The following is a 16,031-nucleotide window of genomic DNA, read 5'->3' as shown; positions in this document are numbered from 1 at the left end:
AGAGCCCGCCGATCAGTACGGCCGGTCGCCGACGATCGCCACGCGCTCGGCGACCCGGGCGTGCGGGTGGTAGTCGTTCACCGCGTAGTGCTGGGTGGCGCGGTTGTCCCAGAACGCCACGGAGTCCCGCGCCCAGCGGAAGCGCACCTGGAACTCCGGCGTGTGCGCTTGCAGGAACAGATACCGCAGCAGCCGGTCGCTCTCCGCCGGCTCGAACCCGACGAGATGCGTGGTGAAGGCCTGGTTGACGAAAAGCGTGCGACGGCCGGTCTCCGGATGCGTGCGCACCACCGGATGCTCGACCGGCGGGAACCGGTCCTGCCAGCGGGTGAGCAGGTCCGGATCGGTGAACCGGGCGAATCCGGGGACGAAGTCGTGCACGGCGGTCGCGTCGTCGATGCGCTCGCGGACGTCGTCGGGCAGGTTGTCGTAGGCCGCGGCCATGTCCGCCCACATCGTGTCGCCGCCGATCGGCGGGACCTCGACCAGGCGCAGCACCGAGCCCAGCGCGGGTTCGGGCCGCCAGGTCACGTCGACGTGCCAGATGTTCTCGTAGCCGGGCATCGCCGCGCTGCGGGAGAACCGCACGACCTCGGCCGAATCGCCCTGCGGGATGAACGGGTTCGTCTCCAGCTCACCCCAGTTGCGGGCGAACTCGCGCTGCTGCTCGGGCGTGATCCGCTGGTCGCGGAAGAACAGCACCTTCCACTCCAGCAGCGCGCGGTTCAGCTCCGCGCGTAACCGAGGGGTCAGTGACTCTCCGAGGTCGACCCCGGCGATTTCGGCCCCGATCACGCGGCCGAGGGGACGGAGGGTGAACAGCTCGTACGGCCGTTCCTCGACCCCTTCGGGCAGCCGCCGCAAGACGCGCGGGCCTTCGAGGATGCCGTCGGAGGGGGTGGTCGCCAGGCGTGGCCGGGCCGGAAGGTCGATCGACACGGGGGCTCCCGTAGGTAGCTGGATTCGGCTGCACTGCGCGGAAAAACGCCTATCCGGGCGGAGAGCCGAGACGGCCGCGGCGCAGCAGCAGCGCCACCACACCCTCGCCGTGGACGCGCGCCGGAGCGCGGCCGGTGCACGGAGCAGCACGAATCTCCGACATGCTGCGAGGATCTCCGCGGCCCGGCGGACCGGTCAACCGTGGCCACTCTGTGGAACTGTCCCACGCCCGGCCGGGTCACGTCCGGCGGAGTGGTGTATGAGATCGACTCCGCGTGATCTTGGTTCGGGATTCTAGGCGGTTATTGCCTCGGTTGTCATGAGTGCCTCGCTGCCGGTCGGTGCGGCTTCGGTGGTGACGATGCGGATGCGTGAGCGGGCCAGTAGATCGAGGCCCATGTAGCGGCGGTTCTCGGTCCACTCATCACTCTGTTCGGCCAGGACGGCGCCGACGAGGCGGATCAGGGAGTCGCGGCCGGGGAAGATCCCGACCACGTCGGTGCGACGGCGGATCTCCTTGTTCAGTCGCTCTTGAGGGTTGTTCGACCAGATCTGGCGCCAGACCTCGCGCGGATATGCGGTGAACGCCAGCAGCTCATCGCGGGCGTTGTCGAGGTGCTCGGCTGCGTCGGGCCAGCGCGCGGTGAGAGTGTCGACCACGCGTCCGTACTGGGCTGTGACGGCGTCGGCGTCGGGCTGGTCGAAGATCGTGCGCACCTGCGTAGCGACATGCGGCTGCGCCGACTTCGGAACACGGGAGAGCAGGTTACGCAGGTAGTGGGTGCGACACCGCTGCCACGCCGCACCCGGCAACGCCGAGGCGATCGCCGCCACCAAGCCGGGATGGGCGTCGGAGATGACGAGCTGGACCCCGGACAGGCCGCGGGCGACCAGACCGCGCAGGAACGCCAACCAGCCCGCTCCGTCCTCGCTGGAGGCCACATCCAGGCCGAGGATCTCGCGGTGCCCGTCGGCGTTCACCCCGGTCGCGAGCAGCGCGTGCACGTTGACCACCCGGCCGTCTTCGCGGACCTTCACCGTGAGCGCGTCGACCCACACGAACGTGTACGGGCCCTGGTCGAGCGGGCGCTCGCGGAACGCGGCGACCTGCCCGTCGAGGTGCGTGGCCATCTCGCTGACCTGCGAACGCGACAGCGACTTCACCCCGAGTTGTTCGGCCAGCTTCTCCACCCGCCGGGTGGAGACACCGAGTAGGTAGGCCGTGGCCACGACGGTGACCAGGGCCTGCTCGGCGCGGCGGCGGTGGGTCAGCAGCCAGTCCGGGAAATAGGAGCCCTGGCGCAGCTTCGGCACCGCCAACTCGATCGTGCCCGCTCGGGTGTCCCACTCCCGGGCCCGGTAGCCGTTGCGCTGGTTCGTCCGCTCGCTGCTGCGCTCGCCATAGCCGGCCCCGCACTGCTGATCGGCCTGCGACGACATCAACGCGTTCGCCATCGTCGCGATCATCGTCTGCAACAGATCCGGCGACACACCCGCCGAGGCGAGCTCCTCGACAAGCTGGGCAGGGTCCACACTGTGTGGTGCGGCCATCGTGGTGGTCCTTCCTGGAGTTCCTTGGTCGGTACTCGAGAAAGATCACGCGGTGGCCGTCTCACGTCACGACGCCACGCCGCTCACCAGCGACGAACCCGTACACCACCTCCGCGGACGTAACCCCCGGCCGAGTGACCACACCGGACGTGATGGGGTTAGATTCCGCTACCGGTGATTGTCCACCGGGCCCGGAAGTGCGGAGGTTTCATGCCTGGTTCCACGAGTGAGCGGCTGGCTGCTGCCGCGGACGCGCTGGACCAGGCCGCCGCCGACGCGGACCGGGCGGCCGGACGGTTCGCGTCGGCACGGCTGGAGTCGACGCCGTGGGGCATTTCGGCTCCGGCCAGGGAGATCTCCGCGCGCTGGGAGGCCGCGCTGGCCGCACGGGACACCGACGCCCGCGTGCTCGGTGACGCCACCTCCGATCTGGCTGGTGAGCTGCGGATGGCCGCCCACCAGCAGTCCGGTCGCGCCCGGCCGGGACTCGCGACGTCGGTGTCCGGCTGAAGACGTTCGCCATGCCGTTCCTCCACCCCGACCTCGAGGCCGCCGCCGCGACGCTGACCCCGCTGCGTGACGCCGCCATCCGGATCGGCGCACCCGATCCCGTCGCGGCGCTGCGTCAGATCGACTGTTCTCCCCAGGCGATCCGCGATTCCGCGCGCACACTTTCGACCGGCCGGGACGTGCTGGTCACCGCGCGCCTGGAGTTCGAACGCGGGGCGCACCGCGCGGAACGGCGCTGGGGAGGCGAACCGGCCGCGCACTTCCGCAGCCGCGCCGATGAGCTGGACGTGCACTACCGCCAAGCCGCGGAGGTGGCCGCCCGCACCGCCGCGGTGGGCCTGGACCTGGCAGAACTGCTCGACCGCCTGGCCCGCCAGACGGCTGCCCAGGTGGTGGCGACAGCGCGGGCCACGACGCCGGCCACCGAGTCCATCCTGGCGGGCGACCGCACCGCCGAAGCGGCCTACCAGGTCCGCACCGCCTGCACGACCATCGGCGAGGCGGTGACCAGGGGCGTAGCGGCCATCACCGAGGCAACGACGTTCCTGGATCCGTTCACGACCCCGGTCCTGCCGGGCTGACGACGCGAGCTACCGCCACGGAAATGCCTCGCTGCAGCCCTGTCCGGCTGACGACCCGCACATCGGGATCCGGCGGTTGACCGACCCGGCCCACCCGCAGACCGAAACCACAGCAGCACCTCGCCCGACAGTCGGATCCGGCAGCGAACACACAGCCCCACCACGTCCACAACACCGCGACCGGCAAACCCCGCCCGTCCCGCGACCGCCACCCGCCCGCTCAGCCCCGACGGGTTGCCGTCACGAAGCCGCCGCGGGTGCGGTCCTCCGGTTCCCGGCCGTAGCGGGCCGCGAGGTCGGCCACCGCGACCGTCTCGGGGGTCCAGCCGTGGTCGTTCAGCCACTCCGGGGCCTGCGGCCCGAGGCCGCCCTGCCACAGGTCGGTGACCTCGCTGCCCACCGCGCGGGCGCGCCGCAACAAGCCGTCGGCTGCGCCTTCCGGGCGGTGTTCGAACGAGACCCGGCTGCCGGGTGCGGACAGCGCGGTGACGTCGATCAGCAGCCGCTCGGCCTCGTCGCGGCTGAGGTACACCAGCAGTCCCTCGGCGAGCCACACCGTGGGCCGGGTCCGGTCGAAACCTGCTTCCAGCAACGCATTCGCCCAGTCCGCACGCAGGTCGACCGGCACGACGGTCCGTGCGCACCTCGCCCGCGCGCCCTGTTCGTTCAGCACGAAGTCCTTGAACTCCAGTACTTCCGGCAGATCCAGCTCGTACAGCCGGGCCCCGTCCGCCCAGGGGAGCCGGAACGCCCGCGCGTCCAGTCCGGCGGCGAGGATCACCACCTGCCCGGCGTCCGCGACGAACTCGTCGTAGTACCGCGTGCGGATCGCGACCTGCTGCGCGAACACCGCGCCGAGGCTGCCGTCGCGCCGCTGCCTGCCCTCGAACAGCGCGCGTCCGGCGTGGAAGAACGCGCCCGCGTAAGGATCGTCGAAGAGCCGGTCCGGCCGTCCACTCTCCAGCGCCCTGAGCGCCGCGACCCCGACCGCAGTCCGCCCGACCGGCGGAAGCCGTGCCCCATCCACGCGCCGAGACTACCGACCAAACCCGCGCTGCCCACAACGAATTACTCAGTAAACAACACACCGCCAAACCGACAGTCACCTACGCCGGCGACCACACGTCGGGGGTCCGGGGGCGAAGCCTCCCGGGCGGGGCCTGGGGGTTGCCACCCCCAGAAAACGCAGCAAGCGAGACACGCCGACGCTTTCCGTCGGCATGCCTCGCCCACTCGCGCGCGGTGGCGGTGGGATTTGAACCCACGGACGGGATCAACCGTCACACGATTTCGAGTCGTGCTCCTTCGGCCGCTCGGACACGCCACCGCCGAGAACAATACCGGAACCCGCTCCCGCGGCGTCGTGGGGGTCGGTGGGTACCGGACGGCGCAGGGCGAAGTAGGTCTCGAGCAGGGCGGCGCATTCGCCGGCGAGGACGCCGCCGTGCACCTCGGGCCGATGGTTGAGCCGCCGGTCGCGTACGACGTCCCACAGCGATGCGACGGCGCCGGTCTTCGGTTCCCAAGCACCGAACACCAGCCGCGAGATCCGGGCGAGCACGAGCGCGCCCGCGCACATCGTGCACGGTTCGAGGGTGACGGCGAGCGTGCAGCCCTCCAGCCGCCAGCCGTCGCCGTGTACGCGGGCGGCGGCGCGCAGGGCGAGGATTTCCGCGTGCGCGGTCGGGTCGCCCAGTTCGACGCGGGCATTGCGGGCCGCGGCGAGCGGCCGTCCGTCGGGGCCGAACACCACGGCGCCGATGGGCACGTCGGCGCCGGGCCCGCACGCGGCTTCCAACGCCGCCCGCACGGCCTCGGTGTCGGCCGGGGTTCTCAGAGCCGGTCCAGCAGCTTCGAGTACTCCGCGGCGAATCCACATCTCTGCGCGATCATCTGGAGCTGTTCGTCCGGGTAGAGGTCCACCTCACCGACGATGACCTCCAGTTCGCCGCCCGGCAGGCCCAGGTCGGCCAGGATCTCCAGGTCACCTTCGGGCCAGACGGCGTCGTCGTCCTCGTCCGGCGGATCGACGCGCAGCACGTCGAGCACGTCCGCGGCGATGTCGTAGTCCAGTGCCGCGGCGCCGTCGGACAGCAGCAGCGACGGCCCTCGCGGACTGGGCCGGACGATCACGAAGAACTCGTCGTCCACGGCCAGCAGGCCGAACGCGGCACCGGTCGACCGGAGTTTCCCCAGTTCGGTGATCGCCGCGTCCAGCTCTGTCAGCGCCGCGGAATCGAGCGCACTGCACCGCCACTGACCGTCTTCCCGGACGACCGCCACCGCGAAGCCCGTGACCGGCTCTTGCACCGCCATGCGCACACCGTATTCCGCCACGCTGGCGAACGCACGCACGGTGCACCGGAATCCCGCGAGGTGCCACTATCGAGCCATGACCGGACCGACCGACCTGCCCACGATTCCCGGTAACCGGCACGCCGGGTTACTCGACGCCGCGCGTGCGCTCCAGGATCGCACTGTCGAACTCCGCCGAGCGATCCACCGCCGTCCGGAGCTCGGACTCCAGCTGCCGCACACCCAGGAGGCCATCCGGGCGGCCTTGGCCGACCTGCCGATCGAGCTCACCGAGGGCCGCGCGACGTCGTCGCTGACCGGCGTGCTGCGCGGCGCCCGTCCCGGGCCCGCGGTGCTGCTGCGCGCGGACATGGACGCGCTGCCGCTGGAGGAGGACACCGGGCTCGAGTTCGCGTCCGAAGTCGAAGGGGCGATGCACGCCTGCGGCCACGACACGCACGTCGCCATGCTCGCCTCCGCCGCCCGGCTGCTGGCCTCCCGGGTCGAGGACCTCGCGGGCTCGGTGGTGTTCATGTTCCAGCCCGGCGAGGAGGGCCACCACGGCGCCCGGCACATGATCCACGAGGGCGTTCTCGACGCGGCCGGTAGGCGCGTGACGCGGGCGTTCGGCCTGCACACGATGGCCACCACGAAGAGCGGGGTGCTGCAGGTGCGCGGCGGGCCGCTGATGGCGTCCGCCGACACCTTCCGGGTCGAGGTGATCGGCCGCGGCGGCCACGGTTCCGCGCCGCACGAGGCGGTGGACCCGGTGCCCGCCGCGGCGGCGATGGTGGGCGCGCTGCAGACCATGGTGACCCGCCGGATCAACGTCTTCGATCCCGCCGTGGTGTCGGTGACCCGCATCGAGGCGGGCACGACCACGAACATCATCCCCGAGACCGCCGTGCTCGAAGGCACGATCCGCGCGCTGTCGGAACACACTCGCGCCCAGGTTCGCGACGAGCTGCCGAAGGTCTGCGAAGCCATCGCCACCGCGCACGACTGCCGCGCGCTGGCCGAGGTCGACCCCGGCTATCCGCCGACGGTCAACGACCCGGCCGTCGCCGCCGGCGTGCTGTCCCTCGCCGCCGACGTCCTGGGCGAGGCGGACACCGAGGAGATCTCCGTCCCGAACATGGCCGCGGAGGACTTTTCGTACGTGCTCCAACGAGTTCCGGGCGCTTTCGCCTTCCTCGGAGGCTGCCCGCCGGACCATTCCCCCGACGAGGCGCCGGCCAACCACTCGAACCGCGTCGTGTTCGACGAGGCGGCCCTGGCCTCCGGGGTGGCGATGTATGCCGGCTTCGCCTTGGAGAACCTGCGTGGGTGAGCGGATCGGTGGGTCCGGCTTTTCGGACGGTTGACCTGACAGCTCGCGCACGTCGGCGCGTGGCCGGGGTTACTCGCGCGTCAAGAACGAGTCAGCGTGACCGGCCGAGACGTCAGGGAGCCGTTTCCGGGAGACGGGAACGGCGCCGGGAAGCAGTGAGCTGAGCGGGTCGATCCGACCGCATCGCACGGAGGTAACCGTGACGCTCAGCGAGCTGCTCCCCAGTCTCGGCTGCGAAGCCGCCGACCGCCTCGAGCCGGGGCTCTGGCCCCGGCGCACTCACCTCGGCGCGGGAGGTGAGCTGCTGTTTGCGGGTGCCCCGGTCAGTCACCTGGCCGCGCGCTTCGGCACGCCCACGTACCTCATCGACGAAGCGCAGGTTCGCGAAGCGGCTCGTGCGTACGGTCGAGCTCTGCCGGAAGCCGAGGTCGCCTTCGCGGGTAAAGCGCTCTGCACGCGCGGCGTACTGCGCTGGATCGCCGAAGAAGGGCTGTCCCTCGACACGTGCTCCGCGGGCGAGATCGCCGTCGCGCGGGCAGCCGGTTTTCCCGCGGAACGCATTCTGCTGCACGGCAACGCGAAGACGCCCGAAGACCTCAAGGCGGCGCTGGAGTACGGCGTAGGGCGGATCGTGCTCGACTCGCTTGACGAAGTCGAGCAGCTCGGTTCCCTCGCCCACGGTGTGCAAGACGTACTCGTCCGTGTCACGCCAGGTGTCCGCGGAGATACGCACGAAGCGGTCACCACCGGCACTGAAGGGCAGAAATTCGGCTTCTCGTTGCGAAGCGACGTACGTGACAACGTGGACCGCGCGGTCACCGCGGTACTCGCCCAGCCGAGCCTTCGGCTCACCGGGTTGCACTGCCACATCGGCTCGCAGGTGTCGCGCGTGGACCGCTACGAAGAAGCCGCACGACGGATGATCGAGGTGCTCGTACGCGTCCGAGAGAACCACGGTGTCGCCCTGCGGGAGCTTGACCTCGGAGGTGGTCACGCGGTTCCGTACGTGGCCCGTGACGATTCCTTCGACCTCACCGGATACGCGCGACGACTTCGCGTCGCGCTCGCCTACGAATGCTCGTCGCAGGACTTTCCGATGCCACGCCTGGTGATCGAACCGGGCCGTGCGATCGTCGGCGCCGCCGGCATCACTGTGTACCGCGTATGCGCCGTGAAACGCGGCTCGCGCACCTTCGTCGCCGTTGACGGCGGCATGAGCGACAACCCACGTCCTTCGCTCTACGGCGCCCGCTACACGGCACGGCTGATCGGACGGCACACCAAAGCCGCGCGTACGCCGATGACTGTCGTCGGCCGGCACTGCGAAGCAGGCGATGTACTGGCTGCCGACGTCTACCTACCCGACGACGTCCACGTCGGCGACCTGATCGCCGTACCGTGCACCGGCGCATACCATCACTCGCTGGCGTCGAACTACAACCTCGTGAGCCGTCCGCCCCTCGTCAGCGTCCACGACGGCCACGCGACGTTGCTCGTCCCCCGCGAAACCGAGGAAGATCTGCTTCGCCGCTGTTAGATCGGCTCGATCACCTGGCTGTCGCCTACGACCGAACCGCGCGACAGCCGCCGGCCGGCGAAACACCCAGGCACACGCGAGTGCCGTCATCGCGTACTCGATCGCGATGGTGAGCCCGACGGCGTCGACGGAGTCCGACAGTACGTTTTCGCTCCACGCAGCCAGCAGCACGTAGAGCCCGAGTGAGACGAGCCCGAACGCCCAGGTCGAGACGGACGGCGTCCGGTACTTCGGGTGCACGCGCGCGAAGGACTTCGGCAGTGCGCCGTAGCTCGCCATCGACAGCGTGGTGCGCGCGGCGGGCATGATCGTCGCCTGACTCGTCGCCGCGCCGCTCGTCAGCACCGAAACGATCAGCAGCACGCCCATCACCTGCGCACGCCGCGGGTCAGCCGACTCCTCGTTCACCGAAAGCGAACTCTCCCAGCCCCAGTAAATGAAAACCGCGAGCAGAACCGCCGACGCGGACCAGCGCGACGACGGAGAAGATCACCAGTGGCGCAGCTGCTGGTGATGAGCAGCCAGTCGGCCCTCACCGGCCGGTACACGCTTACGACGAACCCGAGCGTCGCGGCGATCGAGTAGGCAGGCACGGTCGACGACATCCCGATCACCGTCGAGGACACCATGCTCAGCGCATGCGAACGCAGCCCCTTGGCCGGCACCCCGAGTGCGACGGCTTCGGTCATGACCGGTCCTCCTCGGCAGGTGGTGAGGCTTTCCAAGGCCGCAAGAAGGTACCCATCCGGCGGCCGAATCCGGGAAAGGGCCTCCTGTTCGGCGGCTCCGGCAGATACGCTGCGCGCTTGAGAAATCACATGCCGAAACACAGGGAGGGACGGCATGGGTGACGAAACTGCCGAGGAGTCGCGCGCACCGAGAGCACTGGACAGCACCGATCGGACACTGATCACGCTGCTCCAGGACGACGGCCGCGCCTCGTTCACCACGCTGGCGAAGTCCGTGGGCCTGTCCGAAGGCGCGGTCCGCCAACGCGTACAGCGCCTGTTGCGGGACGACAAGATGCGCATCGTCGCGGTCACCGCCCCGGAGCACGTCGACCTGACGCGCCGGGCCATGGTGGGCATCACCGTCGACGGCGATCCCCGCGAAACCGCCGAGCACCTGGCGAAGATCCCGGACATCCACCAGGTGGTCCTGTGCTCCGGCCGCTTCGACCTGCTGGCCGAACTCCTCTGCCGCGACGACGAGCACCTGCTGGCCGTCCTGGGCGACGAGGTACGCCCGGTCCCGGGAGTCGCCGGCACGGAGCTGTTCGTGTACCTGAAGCTCGCCAAGCAGGACTTCGCCTGGGGGAAGCTGACGGTGTGACCGCGGTGGCCGGGCCCGGGTCAGGCGCTTCCGGGTCGGGTCGACAACTGTCGTGCCGCCGCCCGGATTGCCGCGACTGTCGGCCCTGTCCGCCGGGTACCGGCGCGCAGCATGATGCCGGGGTGAAGGTGCTGAACGAACGCGTCCCGTTCGGCGCACCCGGGTTCGGCTGTGCTTCCGCCCGTCGAGAGGAGAACATCATGTATCTGACCGGCGCCACCGTCGTCGACGGGACTGGCGACGAGCCCGTTCCCGGCCAGACCGTCCTCGTCGAGGACGGGTGGATCGTCGAGCTGGGAGGCGTGCCGCCGGCCGGCGCGGACGTACTCGACTGCGCCGGGCTGACGCTGACCCCGGGCCTGATCGACGCCCACGTGCACTTCGGGCTCTCCAGCCCGATCGAGGCCAGCGTGACGCACGGGCTCTCGGTCGCCGAGCTCGCCGCCGACATGTTCGAAAACTGTCGTCAGACCCTCGACGCCGGGTTCACGACCGTGCGCGACACCGGCGGTATCGACGGCGGGCTCGCCGGTGTCGTCGCGAAGGGCAAGGTGCCCGGACCGCGGATCCTGCAGTGCGGCCCGGTTCTCTGCCAGACCGGCGGGCACGGCCACATGTCCTCGGAGTGGGAGCCGACCGCGGACTGGGCCGAGCACGACGTTCCCGGCCTGCGCGCCCTGTCGTTGCTCTGCGACGGTCCCGACGAGATGCGCAAGAACGCGCGAGAGGCGTTCCGCCGCGGGGCCGGCTTCCTGAAGCTGTGCGTCACCGGCGGCGTCGTGTCGCGGCACGACAAGCTCACCGACACCCAGTTCGACGTCACCGAGATCGCCGCCGCGGTGGCGGAGGCGACCGCGCGCGGTACTTACGTGACGGTGCACGCGCACAACAACGAAGGCATCCGCAACGCCGTCGCCGCCGGCGTGCGCTGCGTCGAGCACGGCTCGCAGATCGACGAGGCGACCGCTGCGCTGCTGGCCGAGCACGACGTCGCCCACGTGCCCACGCTGGCCGTGGTGTACGCGCTGCTCGAAGACGCCACGGAGTCCGGGCTGCCGGCGAGCATCGCCGACCGGGTGGGCGTGGCCATGCAGGGCCAGATCGACGCCATCCACGCCTCACGCGCGGCCGGCGTGCGGATCGGGTCCGGCTCCGACCTCATCGGCCCCCGGCAGGGCAACCGCGGCCGCGAGCTGCTGCTGCGCTCGGAGATCGAGGACCCGATGGCCGCGCTGGTCTCCGCGACCCGCGTCAACGCCGACATCCTCGGCATCGGCGCCGAGGTGGGCACGATCGAGCCCGGCAAACGCGCCGACCTGGTCGCCTTCCGCGGCAACCCACTCGACGACCCGAAACTCTTCGCCGACCGCGCGTCCGTGTCACTCGTCGTCCAGGGCGGAACCGTGGTGAAAGACGCCCGGTGAGGCGCAGGACCCGACGTCCCGGTGGAGCGTTTCACTCCAGCGGAGTCGTCCACAACGCACTGATCGGAAGACACGCGAGGTTTTCCCCGAAAGGGAGCTGCTGGTCGCCACAATAAAGGACGAAACCGGCACGCAGGCGGTCGCCGAGACGCCGTTGGAGCAGGCGAAGAGAACGAAAGTCGTCGGAGCGGACGGTTTCAGCCGCTTTCACTTCGACGGCTACCACGCGGCCGGAGTTGTCCTCCAGTACCGCGTCGACCTCATAGCCATCGCGGTCCCGATAGTGGTGCAGGCGGGGCATCGTCTGGCTCCAGGTGATCTGACGCGCGAGTTCGCCGAGGACGAACGTCTCGACGAGTCCGCCTGTCGTTGCGTCATTGGCAACTCCGGATACCAGGTGCCCGGCCAGGCCGACGTCGTTGAAGATCAGCTTCGGCGTGGCGACGGCTCGGGCTGTCGCGTTCGCGGACCAGGCAGGGATCAGCCGGATCAGGTAAACGAGCTCGAGAAGTCCCACGTAGTCGCGGACAGTCGACGCGGGGAGGGCCAGGTCCGAGGACAAGCGGCGGTAGTTGAGCAGACCGGCGGACTGCGCGGCGAGCGTTCCGACCAAGCGTCGCATGTCGGACCCACGCTGGATGTCCGCGACCTGGTGCACGTCCCGGCTCATGATGTCGTCGAGGTAGGACCTGAAGAACTGCCCGCGCCGGCGCGGCGTGGTACGACGGACAGCCTCGGGGTATCCACCGCGAGCCGCGAGAGCCAGGTAGTCACGGCGACGAAGTTCCGAAGGAGGCGCTGAGAGCCGGCTGCCGTGCTCGAACGCAGCGTCGACGAATCCGTCGGGACCGCCTGTGATCTCTCCCTGGGACAGGGGGAACAGCTCGATGGTCTCCGAGCGTCCGGGCAGCGCATCGGGAAGCTGGCTCAGGCCGAGCAGCCTCGCCGAGCCCGTCAGCAGAAACCGGCCGGGGCGAGGGTCACGATCGACCACATGCTTGATAGTCAGCCACAACTCCGGAACACGCTGGACCTCATCGATGAGCATGAGACCCGGAGTGTCGAGGAAAGCGACTGGATCCGCAGCAGCCGAAGCCCTCGTCCGAGGATCATCGAGATACCGCCGCACAACATCGGAACGATCGCGCAGGCACAACTCGGCAAGCGTGCTCTTACCTGTCTGGCGCGCTCCGTTGACAATGACTACACGCGTGTCTTCGAGCGCCTCCGCGACCAGCTCAGCAGTCCTTCGCGGGAGATAGCGGTCAGCTTCACGCACACCTCGACCGTACCAGGCCTTCGTGGATCTGCCGAGGGTTGTTTCGCTGATTTGCCGACATCTCCTTCGCTCATCTGCCGGCATGTGTGTCGTGGATCTGCCGGGACGTGGCCGCGCCGTTCGGAACGAAGGACGCGGCCGGAAGGCCGGGGTGGCGGCCCGATAGCGGGTGACCGACACCACAGGCGACAATGGAGGACGTGACCGCCACGCTGAGCAAGTCCACCCTGGAGATCGGGCCCTACCAGGTCGATCCGCCGGTCGTGCTCGCGCCGATGGCGGGGATCACCAACGTCGCGTTCCGGCAGTTGTGCCAGGAGTACGGCGCCGGCATCTACGTGTGCGAGATGATCACCGCGCGCGCCGTCGTCGAACGGCATCCCGGGACGATGCACATGATGACCTTCGGCGAGCACGAGAAGCCCCGGTCCATGCAGCTCTACGGCGTCGATCCGAAGACCATGCGCGAGGCGGTCAAGATCATCACCGGGGAAGGGCTCGCCGACCACATCGACTCGAACTTCGGGTGTCCGGTGGCGAAGGTGACGCGGAAAGGCGGCGGCGCGGCCTTGCCGTTCAAGCGGCGGCTGTTCGCGGACATCGTCCGCGAGTCGGCGAAAGCGGCGGGCGAGGCGGGCGTTCCGTTCACCGTGAAGTTCCGGGTCGGCATCGACGACGACCACCACACGTTCCTCGACGCCGGCCGGATCGCCGAGGCCGAGGGCGCCGCGGCGGTCAGCCTGCACGCGCGCACCGCCGCTCAGCGCTATTCCGGCCAGGCCGACTGGACCACGATCGCCGCCCTCAAGGAGGCCGTGACCAGCATCCCGGTACTGGGCAACGGCGACATCTTCAGTGCCGCCGACGCCTTGCGGATGGTGGACGAGACCGGGTGCGACGGCGTGGTCGTCGGCCGCGGCTGCCTCGGCAGGCCATGGCTGTTCGGCGAGCTGGAAGCCGCCTTCAAGGGCACCGCGATCCCGACCCCACCGAACCTCGGCGAAGTGGCGAAAGTCCTGCGCAGGCACACCGAGCTGCTGGTCGAGCACGACGGCCACGACAAGGCCATGCGTGACATCCGCAAGCACATGGCCTGGTATCTGATGGGCTTCCCGGTCGGTTCCGAACTCCGGCGCGGGTTCGCCATGCTCTCGAGCATGCAGCAGCTCGACGACCTGATCGCCCAGCTGGACCACGACGCTCCGTTCCCGGATGCCGCGACCGGTCCGCGCGGACGCCAGGGCTCCCCGGGCAAGGTGACGCTGCCGCACGGCTGGCTCGACGATCCGGACGACGACTGTGTTCCCGAGGCCGAGGACATGCATTCCGGCGGCTGACCAGCGCGGACCGGTTACCGAGACAGCGATCGATCCGAACACTCCGGTCGGCGTGGACCCGAAGCGGGCCAGCGTGGCGTGAGTTTGTGACTACCTGTTGGGCCCGCTCGGCAGCGAGTCGATGTACTCGCGCATGACCTTGGCCGACTCGTGCCGTTCGCCCTTGTGGTGATGCAGCGTCGCGACCTGCGCGCGATGGGCCGCGACCAGTCCAGGTGCGCGCGCACCACTTCGTTGTTCAGGATGCTGCGCGGGTCGAAGATGTCGCCTTCGACGTAGCGTGTCTGCTCGTCGGTCTCCAGCAGCGCCCGACCGTGCGCGGTGACCACCGGGTCGTTGTCCACGTAGACGACCTTCGACTCCGGCCGGAGCCGCTGCGCGATCTGGTGCGGTCGATCTCGTAGTTGTCGTTACCGCCTCCTACGTGGTCATCTCCCACCTGCTCGACCCCGAGTCGGACGACACCGCGGTGCTGCGCGAGTTGGAAGACGCCGTCGCACGCGGCTCGCTGGGCGGTGCGACCTGGCGTACCCGCGGCGAGATCACCGAGCTGTTCGGCGGCCTCGAGCTGATCGAGCCGGGCCTGACCGAGCTTGTGCACTGGTGGCCGGACGGCCCCCGGCTCAAGCCCCTGACGGTCGCCCACCGCATCATTGCCGGCGGGATCGGCCGCAAACCCTGATCGGTTGTCCCCAGGCGCTGACCTGCGTCTGAGCGAGCTCATCCCCAGGTGTCTTCAGGTTGTCCACACGCCCTGTGGACAACCTGAAGACACCTGGGGACAACTCTGTGACACCGCGGGGTGTCAGGCGCCGAGTTCCTGTTGGACGCCACCCACGGCGATCTTCCGGGGCTGCGCCTTCTCGGCGACCGGAATGCGCAGGGTCAGCACGCCATCCACGTAGTCGGCGGCGACGCGAGTCGTGTCGAGCGTGTCGCCGAGGAACAGCTGGCGCGTGACCTTGCCACGCGGGCGCTCGGACACCTGGACCTGCACGTCGTCCGCCGGGCTCGCGGTGTGCTCGGCACGGACGGTCAGCACGTTGCGCTCGACGCTCACGTCGATCGAGTCCCGCGCCACGCCGGGCACGTCGAACTGCACGACGTACTCGTCACCGGCACGGTAGGCGTCCATCGGGATGGTGCGCGAGGCGCTGCCCTGGCTGCCGAAGAACTGCTGGGTCAGGCGGTCGAACTGGGTGAACGGGTCGGTACGGATCAGCATGTCTGGCTCCTTCGTCGGGACGGCTGCGGCCGGTTTCCCGCCGGCCATCGCGCCTTACGAAGTTGACAACTGACGGCTCAAGTTAATTGTTCCCCGAACCATCAGGAGCGACAGTGATCTCGCGAACACTGTCGGCCAGAAGCCGCAGGCAACCGGGGGCTCCCGGGTTCAGGAGCAGGTCGACGTCCTCCTGCTGGTCGAGAAGGTGAAGCAGCTCGGACGGCGACACCGGGCGCCAGCCCGCGGCACGGACCCGGCGGCGGTGGGCCGGGGCCGTGGTGACGAGCAGGCACGGGATGTTGTCCGGCGACGGGGCGACCATGGGGGTCTGGTCGGCGTCCACTGCCACCGCGAAGGCCGATTCACGAAACACGGCGCCGAGTTGGGCGAAGTCAGCTTCACCGCGGGCAGTCAGCCGAAGAACCGCGTCGAGTGGATCGGTCGGCGAGTTCCCCGTGGCCGGGTCGTAGGACGGGTTGGGCTCGAACCGGCTGACGGATCCGTCCGCGCGGACCAGCCAGCCACCGACAACCGCCTGCGAAGGCGGGCTCGGCACCTCGTCGCCGTCCTGCGCCGAGGCCGGCCGCCACTCCGGGTCGACGAGCAGCACCCACTGGTCATCGGTCATCGTCGGCACCTCTCCACTCAGTGCTCGCGTGCGCACAAAGCTGCTGTCGTCGGGGGTGGAGAC

General features: G+C 69.7%; 17 protein-coding genes, 1 tRNA gene and 1 pseudogene. 8 read left to right on the top strand and 11 right to left on the bottom strand.

Features of this window, described 5'->3' with window-relative positions; all coding sequences use genetic code 11:
- Positions 1 to 12: 12 nt before the first annotated feature.
- The gene (locus tag BJY18_RS25230; RefSeq protein WP_184782438.1) at positions 13 to 939 is read right to left on the bottom strand and encodes a TauD/TfdA dioxygenase family protein; all 927 of its coding nucleotides are present in this window, start codon (positions 937 to 939) and stop codon (positions 13 to 15) included.
- A 294-nt stretch (positions 940 to 1,233) separates the two neighbouring features.
- On the bottom strand, positions 1,234 to 2,490 hold the full coding sequence (locus BJY18_RS25225; RefSeq protein ID WP_184776778.1) for an IS256 family transposase: 1,257 nt from the start codon (positions 2,488 to 2,490) through the stop codon (positions 1,234 to 1,236).
- 210 nt (positions 2,491 to 2,700) lie between these two features.
- Between BJY18_RS25225 and BJY18_RS25220 the strand changes: the two genes are divergently transcribed.
- Entirely contained in the window at positions 2,701 to 3,000 is a 300-nt protein-coding gene (locus tag BJY18_RS25220; RefSeq protein ID WP_184782437.1) for a hypothetical protein, read from the top strand.
- Positions 3,001 to 3,011: 11 nt separating this feature from the next.
- On the top strand, positions 3,012 to 3,581 hold the full coding sequence (locus BJY18_RS25215) for a hypothetical protein (RefSeq protein ID WP_184782436.1): 570 nt from the start codon (positions 3,012 to 3,014) through the stop codon (positions 3,579 to 3,581).
- A gap of 220 nt (positions 3,582 to 3,801) precedes the next feature.
- On the opposite strand, the gene BJY18_RS25210 is transcribed toward BJY18_RS25215, so the two are convergent.
- From BJY18_RS25210 to BJY18_RS25195, 4 genes and pseudogenes are all read right to left on the bottom strand, one after another.
- A complete protein-coding gene (locus tag BJY18_RS25210) occupies positions 3,802 to 4,608 on the bottom strand; it encodes an SAM-dependent methyltransferase (RefSeq protein ID WP_184782435.1) in 807 nt (268 codons plus the stop codon).
- Positions 4,609 to 4,821: 213 nt separating this feature from the next.
- Positions 4,822 to 4,908: transfer RNA gene (locus BJY18_RS25205), tRNA-Ser, on the bottom strand.
- 57 nt (positions 4,909 to 4,965) lie between these two features.
- Positions 4,966 to 5,391 (bottom strand): annotated as a pseudogene (locus tag BJY18_RS25200) (nucleoside deaminase); the annotation flags it as partial.
- A 23-nt stretch (positions 5,392 to 5,414) separates the two neighbouring features.
- On the bottom strand, positions 5,415 to 5,897 hold the full coding sequence (locus BJY18_RS25195) for a tRNA adenosine deaminase-associated protein (protein ID WP_184782434.1): 483 nt from the start codon (positions 5,895 to 5,897) through the stop codon (positions 5,415 to 5,417).
- Positions 5,898 to 5,973: 76 nt separating this feature from the next.
- Here BJY18_RS25195 and BJY18_RS25190 point away from each other — a divergent pair, with 76 nt between their 5' ends.
- The gene (locus tag BJY18_RS25190; RefSeq protein ID WP_184782433.1) at positions 5,974 to 7,206 is read left to right on the top strand and encodes a M20 metallopeptidase family protein; all 1,233 of its coding nucleotides are present in this window, start codon (positions 5,974 to 5,976) and stop codon (positions 7,204 to 7,206) included.
- Between the two features lie 199 nt (positions 7,207 to 7,405).
- Positions 7,406 to 8,743 carry a diaminopimelate decarboxylase gene (lysA, locus tag BJY18_RS25185; RefSeq protein WP_184782432.1) on the top strand — a complete coding sequence of 446 codons (1,338 nt, stop codon included), beginning with the start codon at positions 7,406 to 7,408 and terminating at the stop codon, positions 8,741 to 8,743.
- Positions 8,744 to 9,147: 404 nt separating this feature from the next.
- On the opposite strand, the gene BJY18_RS37030 is transcribed toward lysA, so the two are convergent.
- The gene (locus BJY18_RS37030; protein ID WP_246458969.1) at positions 9,148 to 9,432 is read right to left on the bottom strand and encodes a hypothetical protein; all 285 of its coding nucleotides are present in this window, start codon (positions 9,430 to 9,432) and stop codon (positions 9,148 to 9,150) included.
- Positions 9,433 to 9,586: 154 nt separating this feature from the next.
- Here BJY18_RS37030 and BJY18_RS25175 point away from each other — a divergent pair, with 154 nt between their 5' ends.
- Entirely contained in the window at positions 9,587 to 10,075 is a 489-nt protein-coding gene (locus tag BJY18_RS25175; protein ID WP_184782431.1) for an Lrp/AsnC family transcriptional regulator, read from the top strand.
- 122 nt (positions 10,076 to 10,197) lie between these two features.
- Positions 10,198 to 11,499 (top strand): metal-dependent hydrolase family protein, encoded by a 1,302-nt coding sequence (locus BJY18_RS25170; RefSeq protein ID WP_312873954.1) that lies wholly within the window; start codon positions 10,198 to 10,200, stop codon positions 11,497 to 11,499.
- 31 nt (positions 11,500 to 11,530) lie between these two features.
- On the opposite strand, the gene BJY18_RS25165 is transcribed toward BJY18_RS25170, so the two are convergent.
- Positions 11,531 to 12,778, bottom strand: coding sequence for an ATP-binding protein (locus tag BJY18_RS25165; RefSeq protein WP_312873953.1), 1,248 nt, complete (start codon positions 12,776 to 12,778; stop codon positions 11,531 to 11,533).
- 191 nt (positions 12,779 to 12,969) lie between these two features.
- Here BJY18_RS25165 and dusB point away from each other — a divergent pair, with 191 nt between their 5' ends.
- Complete coding sequence (gene dusB / locus BJY18_RS25160; RefSeq protein ID WP_184782429.1) at positions 12,970 to 14,115, top strand: tRNA dihydrouridine synthase DusB; 1,146 nt, start codon at positions 12,970 to 12,972, stop codon at positions 14,113 to 14,115.
- Between the two features lie 14 nt (positions 14,116 to 14,129).
- On the opposite strand, the gene BJY18_RS25155 is transcribed toward dusB, so the two are convergent.
- On the bottom strand, positions 14,130 to 14,459 hold the full coding sequence (locus tag BJY18_RS25155) for an SAM-dependent methyltransferase (RefSeq protein ID WP_312873952.1): 330 nt from the start codon (positions 14,457 to 14,459) through the stop codon (positions 14,130 to 14,132).
- A gap of 80 nt (positions 14,460 to 14,539) precedes the next feature.
- Here BJY18_RS25155 and BJY18_RS25150 point away from each other — a divergent pair, with 80 nt between their 5' ends.
- The gene (locus BJY18_RS25150) at positions 14,540 to 14,797 is read left to right on the top strand and encodes an SAM-dependent methyltransferase (RefSeq protein ID WP_184782428.1); all 258 of its coding nucleotides are present in this window, start codon (positions 14,540 to 14,542) and stop codon (positions 14,795 to 14,797) included.
- A gap of 123 nt (positions 14,798 to 14,920) precedes the next feature.
- Here BJY18_RS25150 and BJY18_RS25145 read toward each other — a convergent pair whose 3' ends face one another.
- Positions 14,921 to 15,340 carry an Hsp20/alpha crystallin family protein gene (locus BJY18_RS25145; RefSeq protein ID WP_184782427.1) on the bottom strand — a complete coding sequence of 140 codons (420 nt, stop codon included), beginning with the start codon at positions 15,338 to 15,340 and terminating at the stop codon, positions 14,921 to 14,923.
- A gap of 82 nt (positions 15,341 to 15,422) precedes the next feature.
- Positions 15,423 to 15,968, bottom strand: coding sequence for a type VII secretion system-associated protein (locus tag BJY18_RS25140; RefSeq protein ID WP_184782426.1), 546 nt, complete (start codon positions 15,966 to 15,968; stop codon positions 15,423 to 15,425).
- Positions 15,969 to 16,031 lie beyond the last annotated feature (63 nt).

Source organism: Amycolatopsis jiangsuensis (assembly GCF_014204865.1).
Classification (GTDB): Bacteria; Actinomycetota; Actinomycetes; order Mycobacteriales; family Pseudonocardiaceae; genus Amycolatopsis; species Amycolatopsis jiangsuensis.
This window is presented reverse-complemented; position numbering and strand designations above follow the sequence as displayed.